Below are 17890 nucleotides of genomic sequence, written 5' to 3'. Positions count from 1 at the left end.
CCGAAGTGTTCCTTATGAAAAGCTGCGCAAATGTCTCTGACTTTGCGCAATTTTTTATTCTTATAAATTGTAAACCTGTTAAAAGTCTCCTGACTTTTTTATAATCAGTCTTAAAACAATGTCTTGTAAAATATTAATTAAGCTATGGAAATTGCAATCTGTTTTTAATCTATATTTGGATGAAAGTCGGATACTTTATGGCGCTTTTGTTTTAAATTGTACATTCATAAATGACGCAAATTCAGAGACATTTGCGGAGGGTCAATGAAAACTTCGGGGAGCAGGGAGCTGTGTTAGCGTATTTTTATTTATAGTCTATTTCCTCTAAAATCAGTCAATTCATGTTCGGTTATGAATTCATCACTGAATTTAAGCCATCTTTGTAAATTAAATTCATTACCTATACTATTTTCTTCTTTACTTTTATTCTCAACGTTTCGTGTTACGTAATTTACTGTAAATTTACCAATAACAGTCATAATATACGTGAATATTGTCTTTATTTCCACCTCATTTAAAACATAATTATTACAGACTTCACAAATTACGTCTATTAAATTTGCATTTAGTTTTTCTCTATTTCTTTCATTTTCATCTTTTGCAGCGAGGAAAGAAATATGTTTTTCTAAATTTGAAAAGTTCATTTTTGTCAATTTTAGGTCTTTCAATTGTTTCTGTAAATAATCTTTTAGATGTGTACGAATTATTTCACCTGATGTTGATAATTTTAACTTTAATTGTTTGTCTGTTAGTTCATATCCTTTACCACCATTTCCCCCGCTCTCCGAAGTGTTCCTTATGAAAAGCTGCGCAAATGTCTCTGACTTTGCGCAATTTTTTATTCTTATAAATTGTAAACCTGTTAAAAGTCTCCTTATTTTTTTAGAATTAGTCTTAAAACAATTTCTTGTACAATATTATTGAAGCCATGGAAATTGCAATCTGTTTTTAATTTATATTTGGATGAAAGTCTGATATTTTATGGCGCTTTTGTTTTTAAATTGCACAAAGTCAGAGATATTTGAGCAGCGTTTATGAAGAATTCAGGGAGCAGATTAATTTCTATAAAATATTTGATAATTACACAGGTAAAATTTTAGAAGATGGTATTTGGTAAAAATAAAAAATCATATTTAATTATGATTATCAGTCTTTTTTTAGTTCTCTCAACAAGAACTTATATGAGGTTCAAAAGTCCAGTATGGTTTAGAGAAAACGGATTGTTTAATGATTGTATTTATTATTATTGTGTTTTCTTAATTCCAGCATTTATGATTTTTTTGCATAAGTTTTGCAAACTAGAATATATAAAAATATTCAATTATTTCATAATGTCTACTAACATATTGATTGTGATTTTCTATTTGTTAAAATGTGTTTATAATTAGATAATGGATTAGTGTTTCATCCCCTGTCTCGTCCTGAAAAAAGTTTACATATTTATACTTAATCCAATTGGTGTTTCATCCCAACTATTCAACCCAGCCATTTTTATTGAAAAACACCTTACGCGGATATTTCTTCGCATAAGTATCAATCAGCTGCATTATGTATTGATTGCTGGCGTAAGGCGTAACGAAATCTTTTATCTGCGAAGGCTCTGTAATGGCGACATCTGAAGTGATGTAGCCCATGCCGTAGAAATGACCTTTTTCGACCCAGATACAACTGCGTTCCTCAGCAGTTCTGCCTTTGTCGATAATGGCGAACGTCGATCGGCTGTTTCGGAAAAAGTCGATGGCGGTTTCGATTTTGGAGTTGTGGGACGCTGCATCAGGTAAATCGGAAAGATCTTTTTGAGGTAGAAATTCTCCGAGTTCCGGCTTTGAATATTTACAAAATCGATAGTCAATATCGAATTGTTCGGAGAGGGAGCGTAATAGGTTGATGGCAGCAAATTCGCTGTTGAAAACTTCAATACTGTCCTGAAATTTCCCCATTTTTCCTATTGCCAGATACCGGTAGCCATTGCGGGCTTCATATTGATAGAGGCCGTATTTTGCTTCAAAACGTTTTAAGGCCCTGTTGTAGGCCGGCCAGAGCTTTTTGATTTCGGTGCATTCTAAAAGTAGTGCCATCAGTTCGGTGGCACAGACCTCAAACGAAATACTGTGAATGTCCCGCAGGAAGTTCTGTCTTTGCGGATTGATATTATGACCACTAAAATGGGAAGCCACCCGTTTTTTGATGTTAATAGCCTTTCCGACGTAAATTACTTTTTTAAGCTGATTGTAGAAGTAATACACGCCTGGTTTTTCCGGTAACTGTTCGAAATCCTGTGGCGGCAGGTTGGGAGGCAAACGCTGGTCCTGCGCCGTATTCTTGATCATTTTTGAAATCACGCCTTCAGTATCCCATTCCAATAGCCGTTCAAATAAGATTACTGTTGCGTCTGCATCTCCACCGGCGCGGTGTCTGTCTTTGACGGGAATTTCCAAAGCGTTACAAAGATTACCCAGGCTATACGAACTTAGACCCGGTTTGATCTTTCTGGTAGCACGAACGGTGCAAAGCTTTCTGGCAGTCCATTTAAAACCCGCCTTTTCTATCTCATGGCGTACAAAGGAATAGTCGAAGTTCACATTATGAGCCACGAAGACGCGATCGGTCAGGAGCTCCAGTATTTTTTCGGCAATATCATCGAAGATAGGAGCATGCTGTACCATTTCGTTGTTAATACCGGTTAAGGCAAAAATCGGAAGCGGTATGTCTTTTTGCGGATTTACGAGTGTTTCATACCGGTCAATAACAGTTGTACCGTCGTGAATAATAATGGCAATTTCCGTAATCCGGCTGCCACTGGCATTACCGCCCGTGGTTTCGATATCTACTATGGCATATTGCATCTTTTTCATCCGGAACTAAGTTAGGGGTAGTTTTATCGGTTGGTTTTCCTTTGATTCTTAAGAAGTTGAAAATCGTATTTGCAAAAGTAGCACAGATTGTATTAAGATGTATGGAGGATGTTGTTCTAAATTGTAACAAAAAATACAACTTAGCAGGTGTTACTATAGGCAGATGCCTCTTAGATTATCAGCTGACAAAACAGATATAGTTAGTAGAAGAAGCTGATACTATGTTTTTTTATAAATTAAGATTATACCCTAAAAATTAAATCCATTCCCCGGAAGTGTCATAACCCTCCGGAAAATAGGTAAGATACTGAACCATTCTGGGGCTTTTTCCCCTGTTCGGAGAAGCACAATGGGGTAAGGTATTGTTCCAGATAATGAAATCGCCGGCATTCCCAATGATCGGTTTTGGCTGAAGGTTCTGAATCGCTTTTTCTCTTGGATTTTCATTTGGAGCCAGGCTTTCAAGCCATTCCCTTATTTGGTTATGAAACCCCGGAACGCAATGAAAAGCGCCATCGTCAATGCCGCAATCAGTGAGATAAAGTAGCCCCTGAAGCCCAAACGGAATGGGCTGTTTTAAACTCGTGTCCCAATGCAGCGGACTTCCTAAAAAAGTGAAATCATTCGTTTCAGGCGGATTAAAACTTACTTTGTCAATGGTTTTATAGATTTGGGTTGTACCATAAAGCTGTTCGTATGCTTTTTTGATCCTTGCAGAAAACCGGTTTCTGTTTAAGGTTTCATGGTCTGAAAAATTAAGCATTAATCCTTTTTGATTTTCATGTCGGTTGTACCAGGTTTCCTTTTTGTCCGGGTCCATTTTCAGGAAATCCCAGATCGCCTGCTGGGTATCTTCGCAATCCCCTTTTGAAATAGCATTTTTTATAATAACATAGCCATTTTCATTCCAGAACTCCAGATCCTGTTCAGAGAGCACTTCATCTTTCGAATCTTCAGACAGATTGTTTTCGTTTTTCTTTTTAGCAGTAATCCAGGTTTTAAAGGTTTCAAAATCAGGTTTTTCAAAATATAAAAATTGGAGCGTATCTTCCATACTAATACCCAATTGGTATAAGGTTTTAATTTCTTCATCCCAGGTTTGCGTGTCCGCTGCAGCCGAAATGCTGATGGGTTGTACAGTACGTTTCCAGAGTTTTTCAAGGATAGTCCAGGGCATAGTTGGCGAGGTTTAAGATTAGGATCAATTTTAGGATGAACCAAAATTAATCCATTTGCAGCTTTCCGTTTAAAGTATAAATACGTGTTTTTTATAGTGTCGTAAAATGGAGAATCATGGCCAATTTTAAAATGGTTTCCGGATCACGTTTTTTATAAGTCTGTTTTCCGGATCACGAAAGTTAAAAAATAAATAGCATACATTTGTTATCGTTCAAAATTCATAAAGTAAGAGATCAAAATGTACGATATAATTTTCAGACATATTGAAGAAAAAGTCCGCTTGACGAAGGCGGAAAAGGAAGTAATACAAACTTTTTTCACCCCTAAGAAACTGAAGAAAAAACAGTTTGTAGTGGTGGAAGGACATGTTTGTCATTATCTTACCTTTGTTTCCAAAGGACTTTTGAAGGCTTATCATGTTGATGATAAGGGCAATGAACATATCAATCAGTTTTCGCCGGAAGGCTGGTGGACGTCGGACATGAGCAGTTTTTTTAGCGGAGGCATTTCCTTTTACAGTATTGATGCCATGGAGGATTCGGAGGTTCTGCTGATTACCCGTGAAGATTTTGAAAACTTAACACTGCAAGTTCCTGTAATGGACCGGTATTTTCGTTTGCTTTTTCAAAATAGCCTGATTACAAAAGAAAGAAGGTTAATAAGTTCGCATACGCACACCGCAGAAGAAAAATACAGGCATATTTTAGAAAACAATCCTGATCTGATCAAACGAATACCTCAAAATTTATGGGCTTCCTATCTTGGACTTTCGCCTGAAACGCTGAGTCGTCTTAAAAAAAATATCATTTCACGTCAGAAATAATTGATTTAGATCAAGCGAATTTCTTGCTTTAGGTCATCTTTTCGAAGCCTGTTTTGGGAGTACTTTTGAAAAAAAATAAAGTACTTATGAATTCTCAAAAATTAGCCATACAGGAAAATACAGAAAATATAGCCTTAGTAGTAGGAGCAACCGGTATTGCGGGAAGCAATCTTGCCGCAAAACTGCTGGAACAGGGATGGACTGTCTTTGGACTTTCCCGAAATCCGAAAAATGATAGTAAAGGTTTACACCCCATTGCTGCCGATTTGCTTCGTACGGAATCGCTGGCTGCTGCTTTACGCGATGTGGCACCTACACATGTTTTTTTCACCACCTGGATGCGAAAGGATACGGAAGAGGAAAATATCAGGGTCAATAGTGCCATGATTCGAAATTTACTGAACGTATTGTCTCCTAAAAAATCCGTAAAACATGTTTCGTTAGTAACAGGTTTAAAACATTATCTAGGACCGTTTGATGCTTATGCCAAAAGCGGAACTTTACCGCAAACGCCATTAAGAGAGGAACAGCCAAGATTGGATCTGCCTAATTTTTATTATGCTCAGGAAGATGAAGTATATGAAGCCGCTGCAAGAGATGGTTTTACCTGGAACATACACCGACCCCACACTCTGATTGGCAAAACCATTGGAAACGCCATGAATATGGGAACCACATTAGCCGTTTATGCCAGTATTTGCAAACGCGAAGGAACGCCGTTTACCTGGCCGGGCTCGGAAGCACAATGGAACGGTATCTCTGATGTGACGGATGCTAAAGTGCTGGCGGATCAGATTATCTGGGCAGCGACGAATACAGAAGTTCATAATGAAGCCTTTAACATCACCAATGGAGATGTTTTTAGATGGAAATGGCTGTGGCCAAAGATTGCGGAATGGTTTCAAATTGAATCTGCAGGATACAACGGGACTATACAGCCACTGGAAAGAGTGCTAAACGAAAAGAATGCTATCTGGAAGGACATCACAAAAGAACACCAATTAATAGAAGGAGATTTGAACCAATTGGCTTCTGCCTGGCATACGGATCTTGATTTGGGAAGGCCTTTAGAAGTGATGACAGACATGTCACGAAGCAGAAAACTAGGTTTTACAACTTATAAAAATACCAAAGATTCGTTTTTTGAATTATTTACTGAGTTAAGAAATGATAAAATAATTCCTTAATTAGATAATTAGATAATTTGATAATTTGATAATTTGATAATTGGGTAATTAGCTCGTTGCGTGTAATTCAAAAACAGTGTCAGGCTGATTGGAGTCGAAGCCCTTTTCCTGCAACAAAGCCTTCAATTTAGAAATTAGATAATTTGATAATTGGGTAATTAGCTCGTTGAATGTAATTTAAAACCAGTGTCAGGCTGAGCGGAGTCGAAGCCCTTTTTTTGCAAAGCCTTCGACTTCGCTTAGGCTGACAATTACGTCATTTATAGTATCCTGTTATTTGATAATTGGCTAACATTTGGCACTTTGTCATTTGATAATTTATACCATATTACTGTTTGATCTTAAATCTAATAAATACAAAACGGGACAAAGAAAAGCTTCTTTGTCCCGTTTTATATGGAGATGTACTATTATTTTTAATTATCGGAGAAAGAACCAATTTGCTGCAAATGTCTTTCGGTCTGGTATTTATTGAAGTTGTCCCATTTTGGTGGCGAACTTGTTTTTTGTCCGTACATTGCATCCAGGCAAATATTATTGTCTTTGTATTTATCATGTAAAACAGCTAAAATCCTGAAGAAAAATTCATCTAAGAGTGTGATCGCTTCAAACTCTGCTTTTAGTGTCTGGTAATTCGCTTCTGATGGATTTAATACTTGCAGTAAATCCAGCACTTCTTTCTTTTCCTCTTCATTAATTTCAGTGGCATATCCCATTTTTAAGGTTTTAAAAACCAGATTATTCCATGCTTTGCTGTCGTGTGCCCACTGCACATCAGGCAGGTTTAAGGAATGCTCACAAATGAGAATAATCGAGAAAAGAACATCATTTAGGTATTCGGCCGGAAACTCGTCAAAACTTCTGAATTCGAAACCGCTCTGGTACATTTTTTCCTGATTAAAATCAAGTCCCACTTCCGAAAGCATTTCATATTCCATGTCTGCTTCAATCTGATCGCGCCACCAAATGTTTTCTTCTTTTCCGAATTTTAGTAATTTTCTAAAATCATCTACATTATAGGTCAGGATTTTACCTTTTGGCATTGCTTTGTTATAGGTTCCGACTCCTATATAACGGGACATAGCATTTCGCATAGAACCCAGGGTGAATTTTTTGTCCAGACTGTATTTATCACTGATCACGCCCATAATGTCCGGACTTCCAAGTGTGGCTATGAAAAAAGGTTCAAACCATTGTAATAAATAGATGGCGTTGGCATGTGTTTTTTCAAATTCCGTATAATCGACAATTCTGCTGTCTTCTGTTAACGAAGGTAAAGTAATATGAAAATGGTACGTTCCGTTATTGAATAAAACCAGGTTTTCCTGATTGGTCATAAACATATTCAGTCCGTTGTTGTAATCCGGAAAATTCAGTTTTCCATTTAACACAGACGATTCATTGATTTTATCCAGGAACAATTTTTTAGTTGCTTTTAGTTCCTTGCAGGAATCCGCTATTGTTCTGTTTTCAAAATATTTGGTCACAAATTCAATAGAATCACCATCAAAATGTACAGAACCCATTGTTTTGTTTCTCTGGGTAATCATACTCTGAATGTTGTACGGCTGATCTTCAAGGAAAAGTTCCATGATCGATTTCCCCAAATAGTCAGGATTTTCTGTGGGTTGTGCGATCGCCTCACCCGTTTCGGTATCGATTAATGGTTTTATGGGCGATAATGTTTTATGCTGGTAATTGATATCGAGTTTTTCCAGCGAATGACTGTTCATCATTCGGCTTACTTTATAGTTTTCGTTCAGAACAAAAGCTTTTTTCAAAATAGGCGTTAAGCTTTCCGGTTTGTAACATTTTCTGTAGTCGATACTGTATTTTTCAAAACCAATTTTTTCTTGTATAAACTCACCAGAAACTATTAGGGATTCTTCAAATTGCATGTAGGTTTCGTTTTCCAATCCTATTCCCCAATAATATTTTTTTGTCTGATTGTCTTTCATTTATACGTTCTTTCTTTTTTAAGTTATAGTAATTTTAAAGTCATTTTTATTCAGGAATACCAATCCGTTTTGTTCCGGTCAGAGACAGGAAGCCTGTAACGGATGAAGCCTGTTGTTGCCTCCATTATAAAAGTTTTCGTTTACTTTTAAAAATATAGGAATTTATATTTAGAAATTTTACACTTTTTATCGACTGAAAGATCAAGTACGGAGTAAAAATTTATAATAAGAGTATAAATTTACTGTTGTTGTTAATTGCTTTTGAATCAATAATTTAGGTTGGAGAAGCGTCAAAACACCACTTTTGCTGTCCCTGTTTTTTCTAGGTTGCAAAAGTAGTTTTTTATTATCGCATTTGCAAGTAGTTAACTTGTTGATAATCAATATTTATTTTTGAATGTTTGTACAATTGTGGTTATTGTATTTTTATTCATGATAATAAAACACGTAGGAGGAGTATAATTCATCTGTCCACCAGTCTTTTCTGACTTCTGCAAAGTAATTGTAATTCACCTTTCCTGCCTGTGATTGCAGCGGATACACCACTACGCCATTTTCGCGGTACGCTTTATGTAAATCTGTTTCGGGAACAACAGGAACAATATGTCCGGAGAGTCCTCTTTGTCTTCTTTTGGCACAGATTATTCCAATGCCGCCGTTGGTATTTACTTTAGTTTGGATTTCATCTACAGAAAGCATTCTTTCCCAGCCAAAACTGACTCCCCATTCCAGAAACCAATCGTGTATGGCGCTGGAATAAATACGATCTACGGTTTGCTCAAAAACAGGTTCTACTTCCTGTCCCTGCAACACTTTTTCCAGGGATTCGGGTGTCCACCAAACGGTTGGCAGGTATACTTTAGAGAAATGACAATAATCGTAAGAGTAGACATTGCAATACGTGTCTTCTATTGTTTTTTGATATCTAAGATTGGTTTCAACATCCAGTTTGTCAATCAGTCGTGCAATACTTTCTCTCTTAGTCGCAGCATTGGTCAAATCTCTAAAGGGAATACTGGAATCTCCGAGAGGTTTTTCTTTCATTTCCATAGCATCTAATCGGGATCCGGGATCTGGTAACAAATCTGCTTTTCTGATATGACTATTCGGTATTGTATTATCATCTAAGGGTAACGATGCTACTGATACAGTATGTTTTTCCATCTTGACTGCTTAAAATTAATTGGCTTAACGCTGCTGAATTGCTTGTTTGTGCAGCGTAATTTGGTTGGCCAGCGCGTAAATGTAACGATTTTAAACTTTCTAAGAGTTTTAGAAAAAGACAAATTACAGAAAATAGTGCGATTGGTTGGGTTGTTTTGACTGTTTTAAACACAAAAAAAGCATACTGTTTTAGTATGCTTTTTTGCTTTTGAAAAATATGCTGTTTCGCTAATTTTTATCCTCATTTGTTTCCTCTTCGTCTTCATTGTTAATCACATCGTCATCATCATTGGTAATGGGCTCTTCTCCCGGACTATTTTCTGATGTGATGTTTTGATTGTCTTCAGAAGGAGCAGGAGTGTTTTCAATCTCTTTGATGAATTCTTCCTGATAGCGATACGGATCATCTTCCCTGGCATAATTATCAGGATCAACCAGCGTATTCTGGTCTATATAATCAGGATCGTTCTCTCCAAATTCGGGTAAATCCTCTGTATTTGACTGTTTTTTAAAGTAATCTTCGCTTTGAATGTTATTTCCATCCACCAGCGTATTCTGATCGATGAAATCAGGGTCTGTCTGACCGTATTCGTTGTTGTTTTGCTTTTCCATAACGCTGTTTTTAAATTAACTTTATTTTTTTCTTATTGACACTTTTAATGCCATTTAGCGAAAGAAACCCCGGTTGGATTTGCTTTTTAAAAGTGTTGTTTTACAAATTTAGCAAAGCCCGCGCTCGGGTTTATTATAGAAAGATTCGTTATAGTTGCATAATTAATAGGTGTTTGTGTTAAAATTATCTTATAATAAATGCCCCATAATTTTGCGGATGAGGCGCCTGATGGTGAATAGAGGCATCCGGTTGTTAAATTTTACAGTTGTAATCTAATTTTCCGGTTTGCAGAGAATAAAACAATAACAATCAGCGTTCTTAAACAAAACTATATTATGGGCTTATTTGATTTTATGATAGTGGAAATAGCTATGGATTTGGGAACAGCGAATACTTTAATAATTTACGATGGAAAAATTGTAGTTGACAGTCCTTCCATTGTGGCCAGGGATATTAGAAACGGAAAGATTATTGCGGTAGGCCAGGAGGCCAGTTTAATGCAGGGTAAGACACACGAGAATATTAAAACCATCCGTCCGCTTAAAGACGGGGTCATTGCAGATTTTGATGCTTCGGAAAAAATGATCAGCTGGTTTATCAAAAATATACCACAGATCAGGAAAAATTTTTTCACGCCTGCATTGCGAATGGTGGTCTGTATTCCAAGTGGGATTACCGAGGTAGAAATGAGAGCGGTAAAAGAATCCTGCGAACGCGTAAACGGTAAAGAGGTATTTCTGATTCACGAGCCTATGGCCGCTGCAATTGGAATTGGTCTGGATGTGATGCAGCCCAAAGGAAATATCATCGTCGATATCGGGGGAGGAACCACCGAAATTGCCGTGATTGCACTTGGCGGAATCATTTGTGATAAATCGATAAAAATTGCAGGCGATGTTTTTACCAATGATATTTTGTATTATATGCGAACACATCATAATTTGTACATTGGGGAAGGTTCTGCCGAAAGGATAAAAATTGAAGTGGGTGCCGCAACAGAAGACCTTGAAGACGCGCCTGAAGATATAACGGTGAGAGGAAGGGATTTGCTTACCGGAAAACCTAAAGAGGTGCGGGTGAGCTTTAGGGAAATTGCAAAAGCGCTGGATAAATCGATACAGCGAATAGAAGATGCTATTATGGTAACGCTTTCGGTGACACCACCGGAACTGGCTGCAGACATTTACAATACGGGATTGTACCTTGCAGGAGGAGGCGCCATGCTGCGCGGGCTTGACAAAAGGTTGTCTGTGAAGACCGAATTACCGGTTTATATTGCAGAAGATCCGTTGAGAGCCGTTGTCAGAGGTACCGGGATTGTGTTAAAAGATATCGTGAAGTATAAAAGTGTACTGGTGAAATAGTTTTCAGTCTCAGTCTCAGTTTACAGTCTCAGTTTACAGTCTCAGTTTTACAGTCTCAGTTTGCAGTCTCAGTTTTACCGGGACTGTAAACTGCGACTGCGACTAAACTAACCGCAAAGATCGGAAACTGGGACTGCAAACTGTGACTGTGACTAAAAACTGCGACTAAAAATTAATTAATCTTAACCAGATGTGCTTCAATTGCAGCTCTGTCTGATTCATATTGTGCCGGAAGTTTTAAGTTCTGACCTAATTCTTCCAGGCTTTCATCTACTGTAAACCCAGGGTTTTCTGTAGCGATTTCGAACAAAACACCGCCCGGTTCTCTAAAATACAAAGAGTGGAAATACTGTCTGTCGATCTGTGGTGTAATCGATAATCCGTAGGCTTCGATTTTTTCACGGAAGTGCATTAAAATTTCATCATTCTGCACACGGAAAGCAACGTGGTGCACCGATCCGTTGGCTACATGACCGCGTTTTTCGTCAGCCAGTTCTACCAGGTCAACAATGGCAGCATTCTCTACTGTATCTGTTGCGTAACGGTAACGGTTTACCTCCTGATCAATCAGTTTATAACCAAATATATCGGTTAAGATGGCAGCAGTAGCTTTGATACTGTTTAAAGTCAGCGTGATATTGTGGAACCCTTTTGTTGCCACATCGGCTTTTACTTCATCTGTCTCCCAGGGTTTTCGGTTATCTTCCGTTTTAGATTCGATTAACTCTAGTTTTAGTCCGTCCGGATCTAAGAAAGTCAGGTATTTTTCACCGAATTTTTCAGCTGGTTTATTGTAAATCACATTGTATTTTTCAAAACGCTTCTGCCAGAAATCAAGACTTCCTTTTGGTACGGAATAACCAATTTCTGTGGCCATTCCGGAACCTTTTCTTCCTTGCTGAATTCCTTCTCCCCAAGGGAAAAAAGTTAAGATGGTTCCTGCACTTCCCACTTCGTCACCGAAGTAAAAATGATACGTTCCCGGATCGTCAAAATTCACTGTTTTTTTAATGAATCGCAATCCTAATATGTTAGCGTAAAAGTTGAAATTACGTTTAGCGTCACCTGCAATTGCAGTAATATGGTGTAAGCCTAAAATTTTATTTTCCATGGTTTCTATTGATATTAAGTTGTTATTGATTTTCTTTTACAAATTTACGTCCGTTCTGCCTGAGCATCGATTAATCTAGATTAAGAAATAAAAAGCGCTCTTTTCGTATCACACCAAATAAGAACCAAATAATATTCCATTTATGTTACTGTTTTGATTTATAATGTTTTATATTATAGGTATGTGTTTTAAGTGATACGATATATCGTAATTTTACAGGGTGTAACTGTTTTATTTCAAAAAGGCATAGTAATTTAATTAGCGCTATTTCTTAAATTTACCCTGTTACGACCTAATACCACAGCACTTATTACTATGGAAAAGCCTACAGATCCGACTACAGTTATAATGAACCGACTGCAGGAACGAGAAAGAGAACAGATTTTGATTCTGTCGGTCTGCAAGGCGCTTTCGGAAGCAGAAACCAAAGAAGAATTTCACAGTGTCATAAACGGTGTTCTAAAAGAGCATTTATCTTTTGAAGATTTTATTTTTGCTTCTTCTGATGAATCCGAAACAGCCTATGACATTTTCTATCAATTTACAGCACCAAAAAGGCAGGAGCACCAAATCTATTCTACAGCAGATGGTTTTTTTGACGCTTGTATCAACAACGCCGACACTGTTGTTTTCGATTTAAAATCTTTAACAGAACGAAAAAATAATCTGCCAAATTACCTTCATTCAGTGCATGACAAAGGTTTTAAAAACGGAATTGGAATCTGTCTTCCGTATAGCAAAGGAAACAGAAATGTACTTTTTCTTTTGTTTAAAAATGCCGCCGTTTTTACCAGGGAATCCAATCGAATGGTTCGGGGCATCGCCGTTCAGCTTTCCATTACGTTCAGAAATCTTAAAATGGCGGAGCAATACGAAAGCAATTTAGCCGAATTAATACGGTTGAAAAGCAATCCGGAACTAAAAAAAGCACCGGAAAAAGAGGCGGAACCTTCCGGTTTTTACGGAATTGTGGGGAAAAGCGATGCCATGCAACAGGTTCACGAATTGGTTCAGCAGGTCGCGGCATCGTCTTCGACTGTTTTGATTTTTGGCGAAACCGGAACGGGAAAAGAACTGATTGCCAGTGCGATTCACGATTTGTCTTTGGTTTCGAATGAAAAAATAGTGAAAGTCAACTGCGCTTCGATTCCCGAAAATCTGATCGAAAGTGAACTTTTCGGACATGAAAAAGGTGCTTTTACAGGAGCAACGGATGTAAGAATTGGTAAATTTGAGCGGGCCAGTGACGGCACTATTTTTCTGGATGAAATAGGGGAGCTGCCTTTGGAATTGCAAGCGAAGCTGCTTCGGGTTTTGCAGGAAAAAGAAATAGAACGAATTGGCGGTAAAAATACCATAAAAGTAAACGCCCGGGTCATTGCCGCAACCAACCGCTCGCTTGAAAAAGAAGTTGCCGAAGGCCGTTTCAGAAGTGATTTGTATTATCGTCTTAATGTATTCCCGATTGCACTGCCGGCCTTGCGGGATCGTCCGGAAGACATTGAAATATTAGCCCGTTTTTTTCTCGAAAAACATTCGCAGAAAAACGGAAAAAAAATAAAAGGGTTTTCTAAAAAAGTGCTGAACAGCATGATGGCTTATTCCTGGCCTGGAAATGTCAGGGAACTGGAAAATATGATCGAAAGAGGCATTTTATTTGCCAAAGAGGAAATGATAAAGGAAATGAGTTTTCCTGAAATTTTCAAAACAGCATCGACCGCTACTGAAACCGATTTCTATACCAAAACCCTGCAGGAAGTAGAGAAGGAGCACATTCTGAAAGTGATAAAAAAATGCGGAGGAAGAATTTCGGGACCTCAGGGCGCTGCCGTTTTATTAGGCCTGCCCGGAACAACACTGATTTCGAAAATGCAGAAACTCGGCATTAAAAAAGAGCACTTTTTAGGTTAAAACTTATTCCTGTACCACATTTATTTTTCCGGAAGAAACGGCCCAAAATACAAGTAAAAGCATATTGATGGCCAAAGCAATTGCCGGAAATTGAAATGAAATTCCAAAAGCAATGAGGTACGTTGGCAGTCCGTATAAATAATTATTCCTGATTTTTCTGATGGCCGAAGCGGTAATTCCGGGGCGCAATAATTTTTTATTGTTACTCGCTATAAACCACAAAAGATTGTACGAAATACTGATCAGTACAAAGATTCCGGTGTAAACCGCGACCGCAACCGGAGCAGCCTCCCCGTTGAAAAACCGGGCGAGTAAAGCAGTCGGATAAGATACTGTAGTCACCAGAAAAAGAATAAGGCCGTTGGCAAACATGATAGCTGTATTGCGGCTGTAAATCTGTTTGAAAATTTTGTGATGGTTGACCCACATGATAAAAATACTGAAAAAAGAAAGCGTAAAAGCCAGATAAGTGGTCCATTCGCCTTTTAAAAAAGCAAGTAGTTCTGCCCCGTTTTTTACCGCAGTAAGGTCGGGAGCAGGAAGGTCCAAAACCAAAAGTGTAATGGCAATGGCGAAGACAGCATCGCTGAAATTCTCGATTCTTACGGTTTCTTTTTCCATTTTATAATCATTTTTTTACCACAAAGCACGCAAAGATTTTTACCTGATGGTAATCGTCAGAAACGCAAAGTTCGCAAAGCTGGATCAGCAGAATCCCGATAGCTATCGGGATAGCAAACTTTACTTTTTTTAAAACCAAATAATAAAAACTTTGCGTGCTTTGCGGTTAAATTTTTTTCCGGATCTAAAAAATCTATATTTTTATTCTTTTAGAAATCAATGTCATCCTGAGCGTAGTCGAAGGCTTTTTGACATGAAAAGGGCTTCGACTACGCTCAGCCTGACACCAGTTTTTAATTACACCCAACGAGTTATTTAAAATTAAAGTTTTATAAATATCGATTTTCGCAGTTTCGGTTCCAGATTTTTTGTCTTGTGGCCTTTTCCGGTGGTGTCTTCCACTAATAAAATGGATCCTGTTTCAAATTTTCTTTTTTCTCCTAATGAAGTTTCGATTTCTACGCCGCCTTCCAGTAAAACAATATACTGACGGTCGGGCGCATTATGAAAATCATAATCGTAAGCAGGTTTTACTTCCCTGAAAACGATCGATTTTACGGGCTCATCCTCCGATAAAAAACCGATATCACCGTTATTTTTCAATGAAACTTCAAAGTCTTCAAAATGACTCTCTCCATTTTCATCGCTATAGATTCGGGTAATTTGTATCATTATTTCTCAGAGAATATGAGTTGGTTGGCCAGATCAATTTCATCCTGACTGATGGTATGCCCCATGTCAGGATAGATTTTTTTAGTCACCGTGGCCCCTAATTTTTTAAGAAGCGTTTCAGATGCATTGACTCTTTCCACCGGAACATGAAAGTCAGGATCGCTGGTTCCGATGAAAATTGGTGTGTTTTCGAAGTTGCCTTTATAATGTTCCTCATACACCTGATCGCCTATAAGCCCGCCTGTAAATGCTACAACGCCTCCGTATTTCGAAGCATTTCGGGCTGTAAATTCTAAAGCAAGACAGGCGCCCTGCGAAAATCCAAGAAAGTAAATGTTTTCTTTTTCAATTCCGTTTTGCTGAATGGCGACCACCACCTGATGGATAGTGTCTAACGACTTTGAAAAAGAAGGTTCATTCTCTGCAATTGGTACTAAAAACGAATAAGGATACCAGGTTCTGTTCTCGGCCTGAGGGGCTACCAAGGCAAAATCCTGAACATCCAGGTATTTTGCAACGGAAAGGATATCATGAGAACCCGCACCACGACCATGGATCATGATCAGGGCTTTTTTGGCCTCGGCTAAGGGAACTCCGGCTGTTATAATTTCTGTATTCATAATTTTTGTTTTTATAATTGTTGGATAAAGTTGTTTTCAGGCAGATTGATTTGCCCTATTTTAATTTTTTCCCGCAGATTTGTCAGATTAAGCAGATTGACTCTATATTCTTGACTCTATACTCTTGACTCTATACTCTATACTCTTTTTAACTCTTCAACCAGATATCTTCATATTCATCCGGATACTTTTTGAATTGCGCGTGTACGTAAGGGCAAAGCGGTAAAACTTTTAAATGATTGGCACGTACATACGATACCATTTCTTCCAGAAGTTTTTTGGCGTAGCCTTTTCCTTCGGCTTCGGGCTCGACTCCGGTATGGTAAACCGTTAGTACATCCTCTTTGATGCTTACGGTCATTTCACCTAGTTTTTTATCATCAACATAGAGATTGAAAGCTCCGTGTTTTTTTTCGTTTAATTCCAGTTTTATTGTTTCCATATCTTCTAATTATATTCTTGTTTTATACCTAATTTTTTCATTTTTGAATACAAAGTCTGTGGCTGCATTTGTAGTAATGCTGCAGCGCCGCCCGGTCCCGAAACTTTTCCGTCGCAGGTTTGCAGTGCTTTCATGATATGTTCTTTTTCCATTTCCTCCATAGATTTCATTTTTCCGGACTGCTCCGGGAATGGATTTGAAGTACTGGAAGGAAGATTAAACTTTTCGATTTCAGCGGTTTTGGCGAGCAGTACATTTCTTTCGATCAGATGTTCTAATTCGCGAATATTTCCGGGCCAGTCATACTGCATTAATTGTTCTAAAGCTGAAGCGCTGATGCCGGTCACATTTTTCCTGGAACTTGCTGCGTATTTCTTAAGAAAATAAAGAGCCAAAGCTTCAATATCTTCCCTGCGTTCTTTTAAGGTGGGCAATTCAATAGGAAATACATTTAGTCGGTAATACAAATCCAGTCTGAAACGTCCTTCGGCGACTTCTTTTTCTAAGGATCTGTTCGTTGCAGCGACAATACGGACATTGATTTTAATGGTTTTATTTCCGCCAAGCCGCTGGATTTCTTTTTCCTGAAGCACACGTAATAATTTTACCTGGGAATCTAAAGGCAATTCACCAATTTCATCCAGAAAAATAGTGCCGTTATGGGCCTGTTCAAATTTTCCGATCCGTAAAGTATTTGCTCCTGTAAAAGATCCTTTTTCATGACCGAAAAGTTCCGATTCTATCAGGGAATGCGGCAATGCGGCACAATTCACCACCACAATCGGATTTGATTTATGAATCGAAAGATCATGTATGGCATGGGCCACTCTCTCTTTTCCGGTACCGCTTTCACCCAGAATCAATACGGAAGTTTCGGCTGGTGCTACTATTTTTATTTTTTCGATTACGTCCTGTAAAAGAGGGCTTGTCCCGATGATGCCTTCAATTTCCTGATATTCGGTAGCTGCCGGAAGTGCTGTAAATGTTCCTTTTTCCTGATCAAAACGGTATCTGGCAATGTCAAGCATTACAATAAGATCCCTTTCACGGAAAGGTTTTACCATAAATCCGTACGGATGGGTTTCTTTCACGGCTTCAAGTGTCGTCTGATTGGTATTTGCGGAAATGTACAGAAACGGCAATTGCATTTCGCGCAGTTCCCAGGCGAGGTCAATTCCGGTCAGATCGCCTTTTAGCATAATATCGAGTAATACCCAGTCCGGTCTTTTGTCTGTGATTAATTTTCGGGCCTGTACCACGGAAGAAGCGATACCGGTTACCTCATAACCCGCTTTAACCAGCATGATTTTTAAATCGTTTGCTACAATAAATTCATCTTCAACGATTAGAATTTTCTCCTTCATTACCTA

16 protein-coding genes are annotated in these 17890 nt (G+C 38.2%); 4 read left to right on the top strand and 12 right to left on the bottom strand.

Going from position 1 to position 17890, the window contains the following annotated elements:
- Positions 1-308: 308 nt before the first annotated feature.
- The 3 genes from GJU43_RS21155 to GJU43_RS21145 all read right to left on the bottom strand — a co-directional run bounded on the left by GJU43_RS21155 (position 309) and on the right by GJU43_RS21145 (position 4032).
- On the bottom strand, positions 309-644 hold the full coding sequence (locus GJU43_RS21155) for a hypothetical protein (RefSeq protein ID WP_154343714.1): 336 nt from the start codon (positions 642-644) through the stop codon (positions 309-311).
- A gap of 828 nt (positions 645-1472) precedes the next feature.
- Positions 1473-2855: an exonuclease domain-containing protein gene (locus GJU43_RS21150; RefSeq protein WP_154343712.1), complete on the bottom strand. Its 1383-nt coding sequence runs from the start codon at positions 2853-2855 to the stop codon at positions 1473-1475.
- 256 nt (positions 2856-3111) lie between these two features.
- Entirely contained in the window at positions 3112-4032 is a 921-nt protein-coding gene (locus GJU43_RS21145; protein WP_154343710.1) for a phytanoyl-CoA dioxygenase family protein, read from the bottom strand.
- A gap of 240 nt (positions 4033-4272) precedes the next feature.
- Between GJU43_RS21145 and GJU43_RS21140 the strand changes: the two genes are divergently transcribed.
- Positions 4273-4857, top strand: coding sequence for a Crp/Fnr family transcriptional regulator (locus GJU43_RS21140; protein ID WP_154343708.1), 585 nt, complete (start codon positions 4273-4275; stop codon positions 4855-4857).
- An 86-nt stretch (positions 4858-4943) separates the two neighbouring features.
- Positions 4944-6044: an SDR family oxidoreductase gene (locus tag GJU43_RS21135; protein ID WP_154343706.1), complete on the top strand. Its 1101-nt coding sequence runs from the start codon at positions 4944-4946 to the stop codon at positions 6042-6044.
- A 416-nt stretch (positions 6045-6460) separates the two neighbouring features.
- Here GJU43_RS21135 and GJU43_RS21130 read toward each other — a convergent pair whose 3' ends face one another.
- The 3 genes from GJU43_RS21130 to GJU43_RS21120 all read right to left on the bottom strand — a co-directional run bounded on the left by GJU43_RS21130 (position 6461) and on the right by GJU43_RS21120 (position 9778).
- A complete protein-coding gene (locus GJU43_RS21130; protein WP_154343703.1) occupies positions 6461-8002 on the bottom strand; it encodes a hypothetical protein in 1542 nt (513 codons plus the stop codon).
- 426 nt (positions 8003-8428) lie between these two features.
- A complete protein-coding gene (locus tag GJU43_RS21125) occupies positions 8429-9166 on the bottom strand; it encodes a hypothetical protein (RefSeq protein WP_154343702.1) in 738 nt (245 codons plus the stop codon).
- 228 nt (positions 9167-9394) lie between these two features.
- Positions 9395-9778, bottom strand: a complete 384-nt coding sequence (locus GJU43_RS21120; protein WP_154343700.1) for a hypothetical protein — start codon at positions 9776-9778, stop codon at positions 9395-9397.
- Positions 9779-10114: 336 nt separating this feature from the next.
- Here GJU43_RS21120 and GJU43_RS21115 point away from each other — a divergent pair, with 336 nt between their 5' ends.
- Positions 10115-11143, top strand: coding sequence for a rod shape-determining protein (locus GJU43_RS21115; RefSeq protein WP_154343698.1), 1029 nt, complete (start codon positions 10115-10117; stop codon positions 11141-11143).
- 172 nt (positions 11144-11315) lie between these two features.
- Here the strand turns inward: GJU43_RS21115 and GJU43_RS21110 are convergent, their stop codons facing one another.
- On the bottom strand, positions 11316-12254 hold the full coding sequence (locus GJU43_RS21110) for a ring-cleaving dioxygenase (RefSeq protein ID WP_154343696.1): 939 nt from the start codon (positions 12252-12254) through the stop codon (positions 11316-11318).
- Between the two features lie 315 nt (positions 12255-12569).
- Here GJU43_RS21110 and GJU43_RS21105 point away from each other — a divergent pair, with 315 nt between their 5' ends.
- The gene (locus GJU43_RS21105; RefSeq protein ID WP_154343694.1) at positions 12570-14165 is read left to right on the top strand and encodes a sigma-54-dependent Fis family transcriptional regulator; all 1596 of its coding nucleotides are present in this window, start codon (positions 12570-12572) and stop codon (positions 14163-14165) included.
- Between the two features lie 3 nt (positions 14166-14168).
- Here GJU43_RS21105 and GJU43_RS21100 read toward each other — a convergent pair whose 3' ends face one another.
- The 5 genes from GJU43_RS21100 to GJU43_RS21080 form a co-directional block, all read right to left on the bottom strand.
- Positions 14169-14786, bottom strand: coding sequence for a TMEM175 family protein (locus tag GJU43_RS21100; protein ID WP_154343692.1), 618 nt, complete (start codon positions 14784-14786; stop codon positions 14169-14171).
- A gap of 321 nt (positions 14787-15107) precedes the next feature.
- Positions 15108-15458, bottom strand: a complete 351-nt coding sequence (locus GJU43_RS21095) for a hypothetical protein (RefSeq protein ID WP_154343690.1) — start codon at positions 15456-15458, stop codon at positions 15108-15110.
- Entirely contained in the window at positions 15458-16078 is a 621-nt protein-coding gene (locus GJU43_RS21090; protein WP_154343688.1) for an alpha/beta hydrolase, read from the bottom strand. Before GJU43_RS21090 ends, GJU43_RS21095 begins: the two co-directional genes overlap by 1 nt.
- A 148-nt stretch (positions 16079-16226) precedes the next feature.
- On the bottom strand, positions 16227-16520 hold the full coding sequence (locus tag GJU43_RS21085; protein ID WP_154343686.1) for a GNAT family N-acetyltransferase: 294 nt from the start codon (positions 16518-16520) through the stop codon (positions 16227-16229).
- 5 nt (positions 16521-16525) lie between these two features.
- Entirely contained in the window at positions 16526-17884 is a 1359-nt protein-coding gene (locus tag GJU43_RS21080; protein ID WP_154343684.1) for a sigma-54 dependent transcriptional regulator, read from the bottom strand.
- Positions 17885-17890 lie beyond the last annotated feature (6 nt).

This window comes from Flavobacterium sp. LC2016-23, from assembly GCF_009674775.1.
Lineage (GTDB): Bacteria > Bacteroidota > Bacteroidia > Flavobacteriales > Flavobacteriaceae > Flavobacterium.
This window is presented reverse-complemented; position numbering and strand designations above follow the sequence as displayed.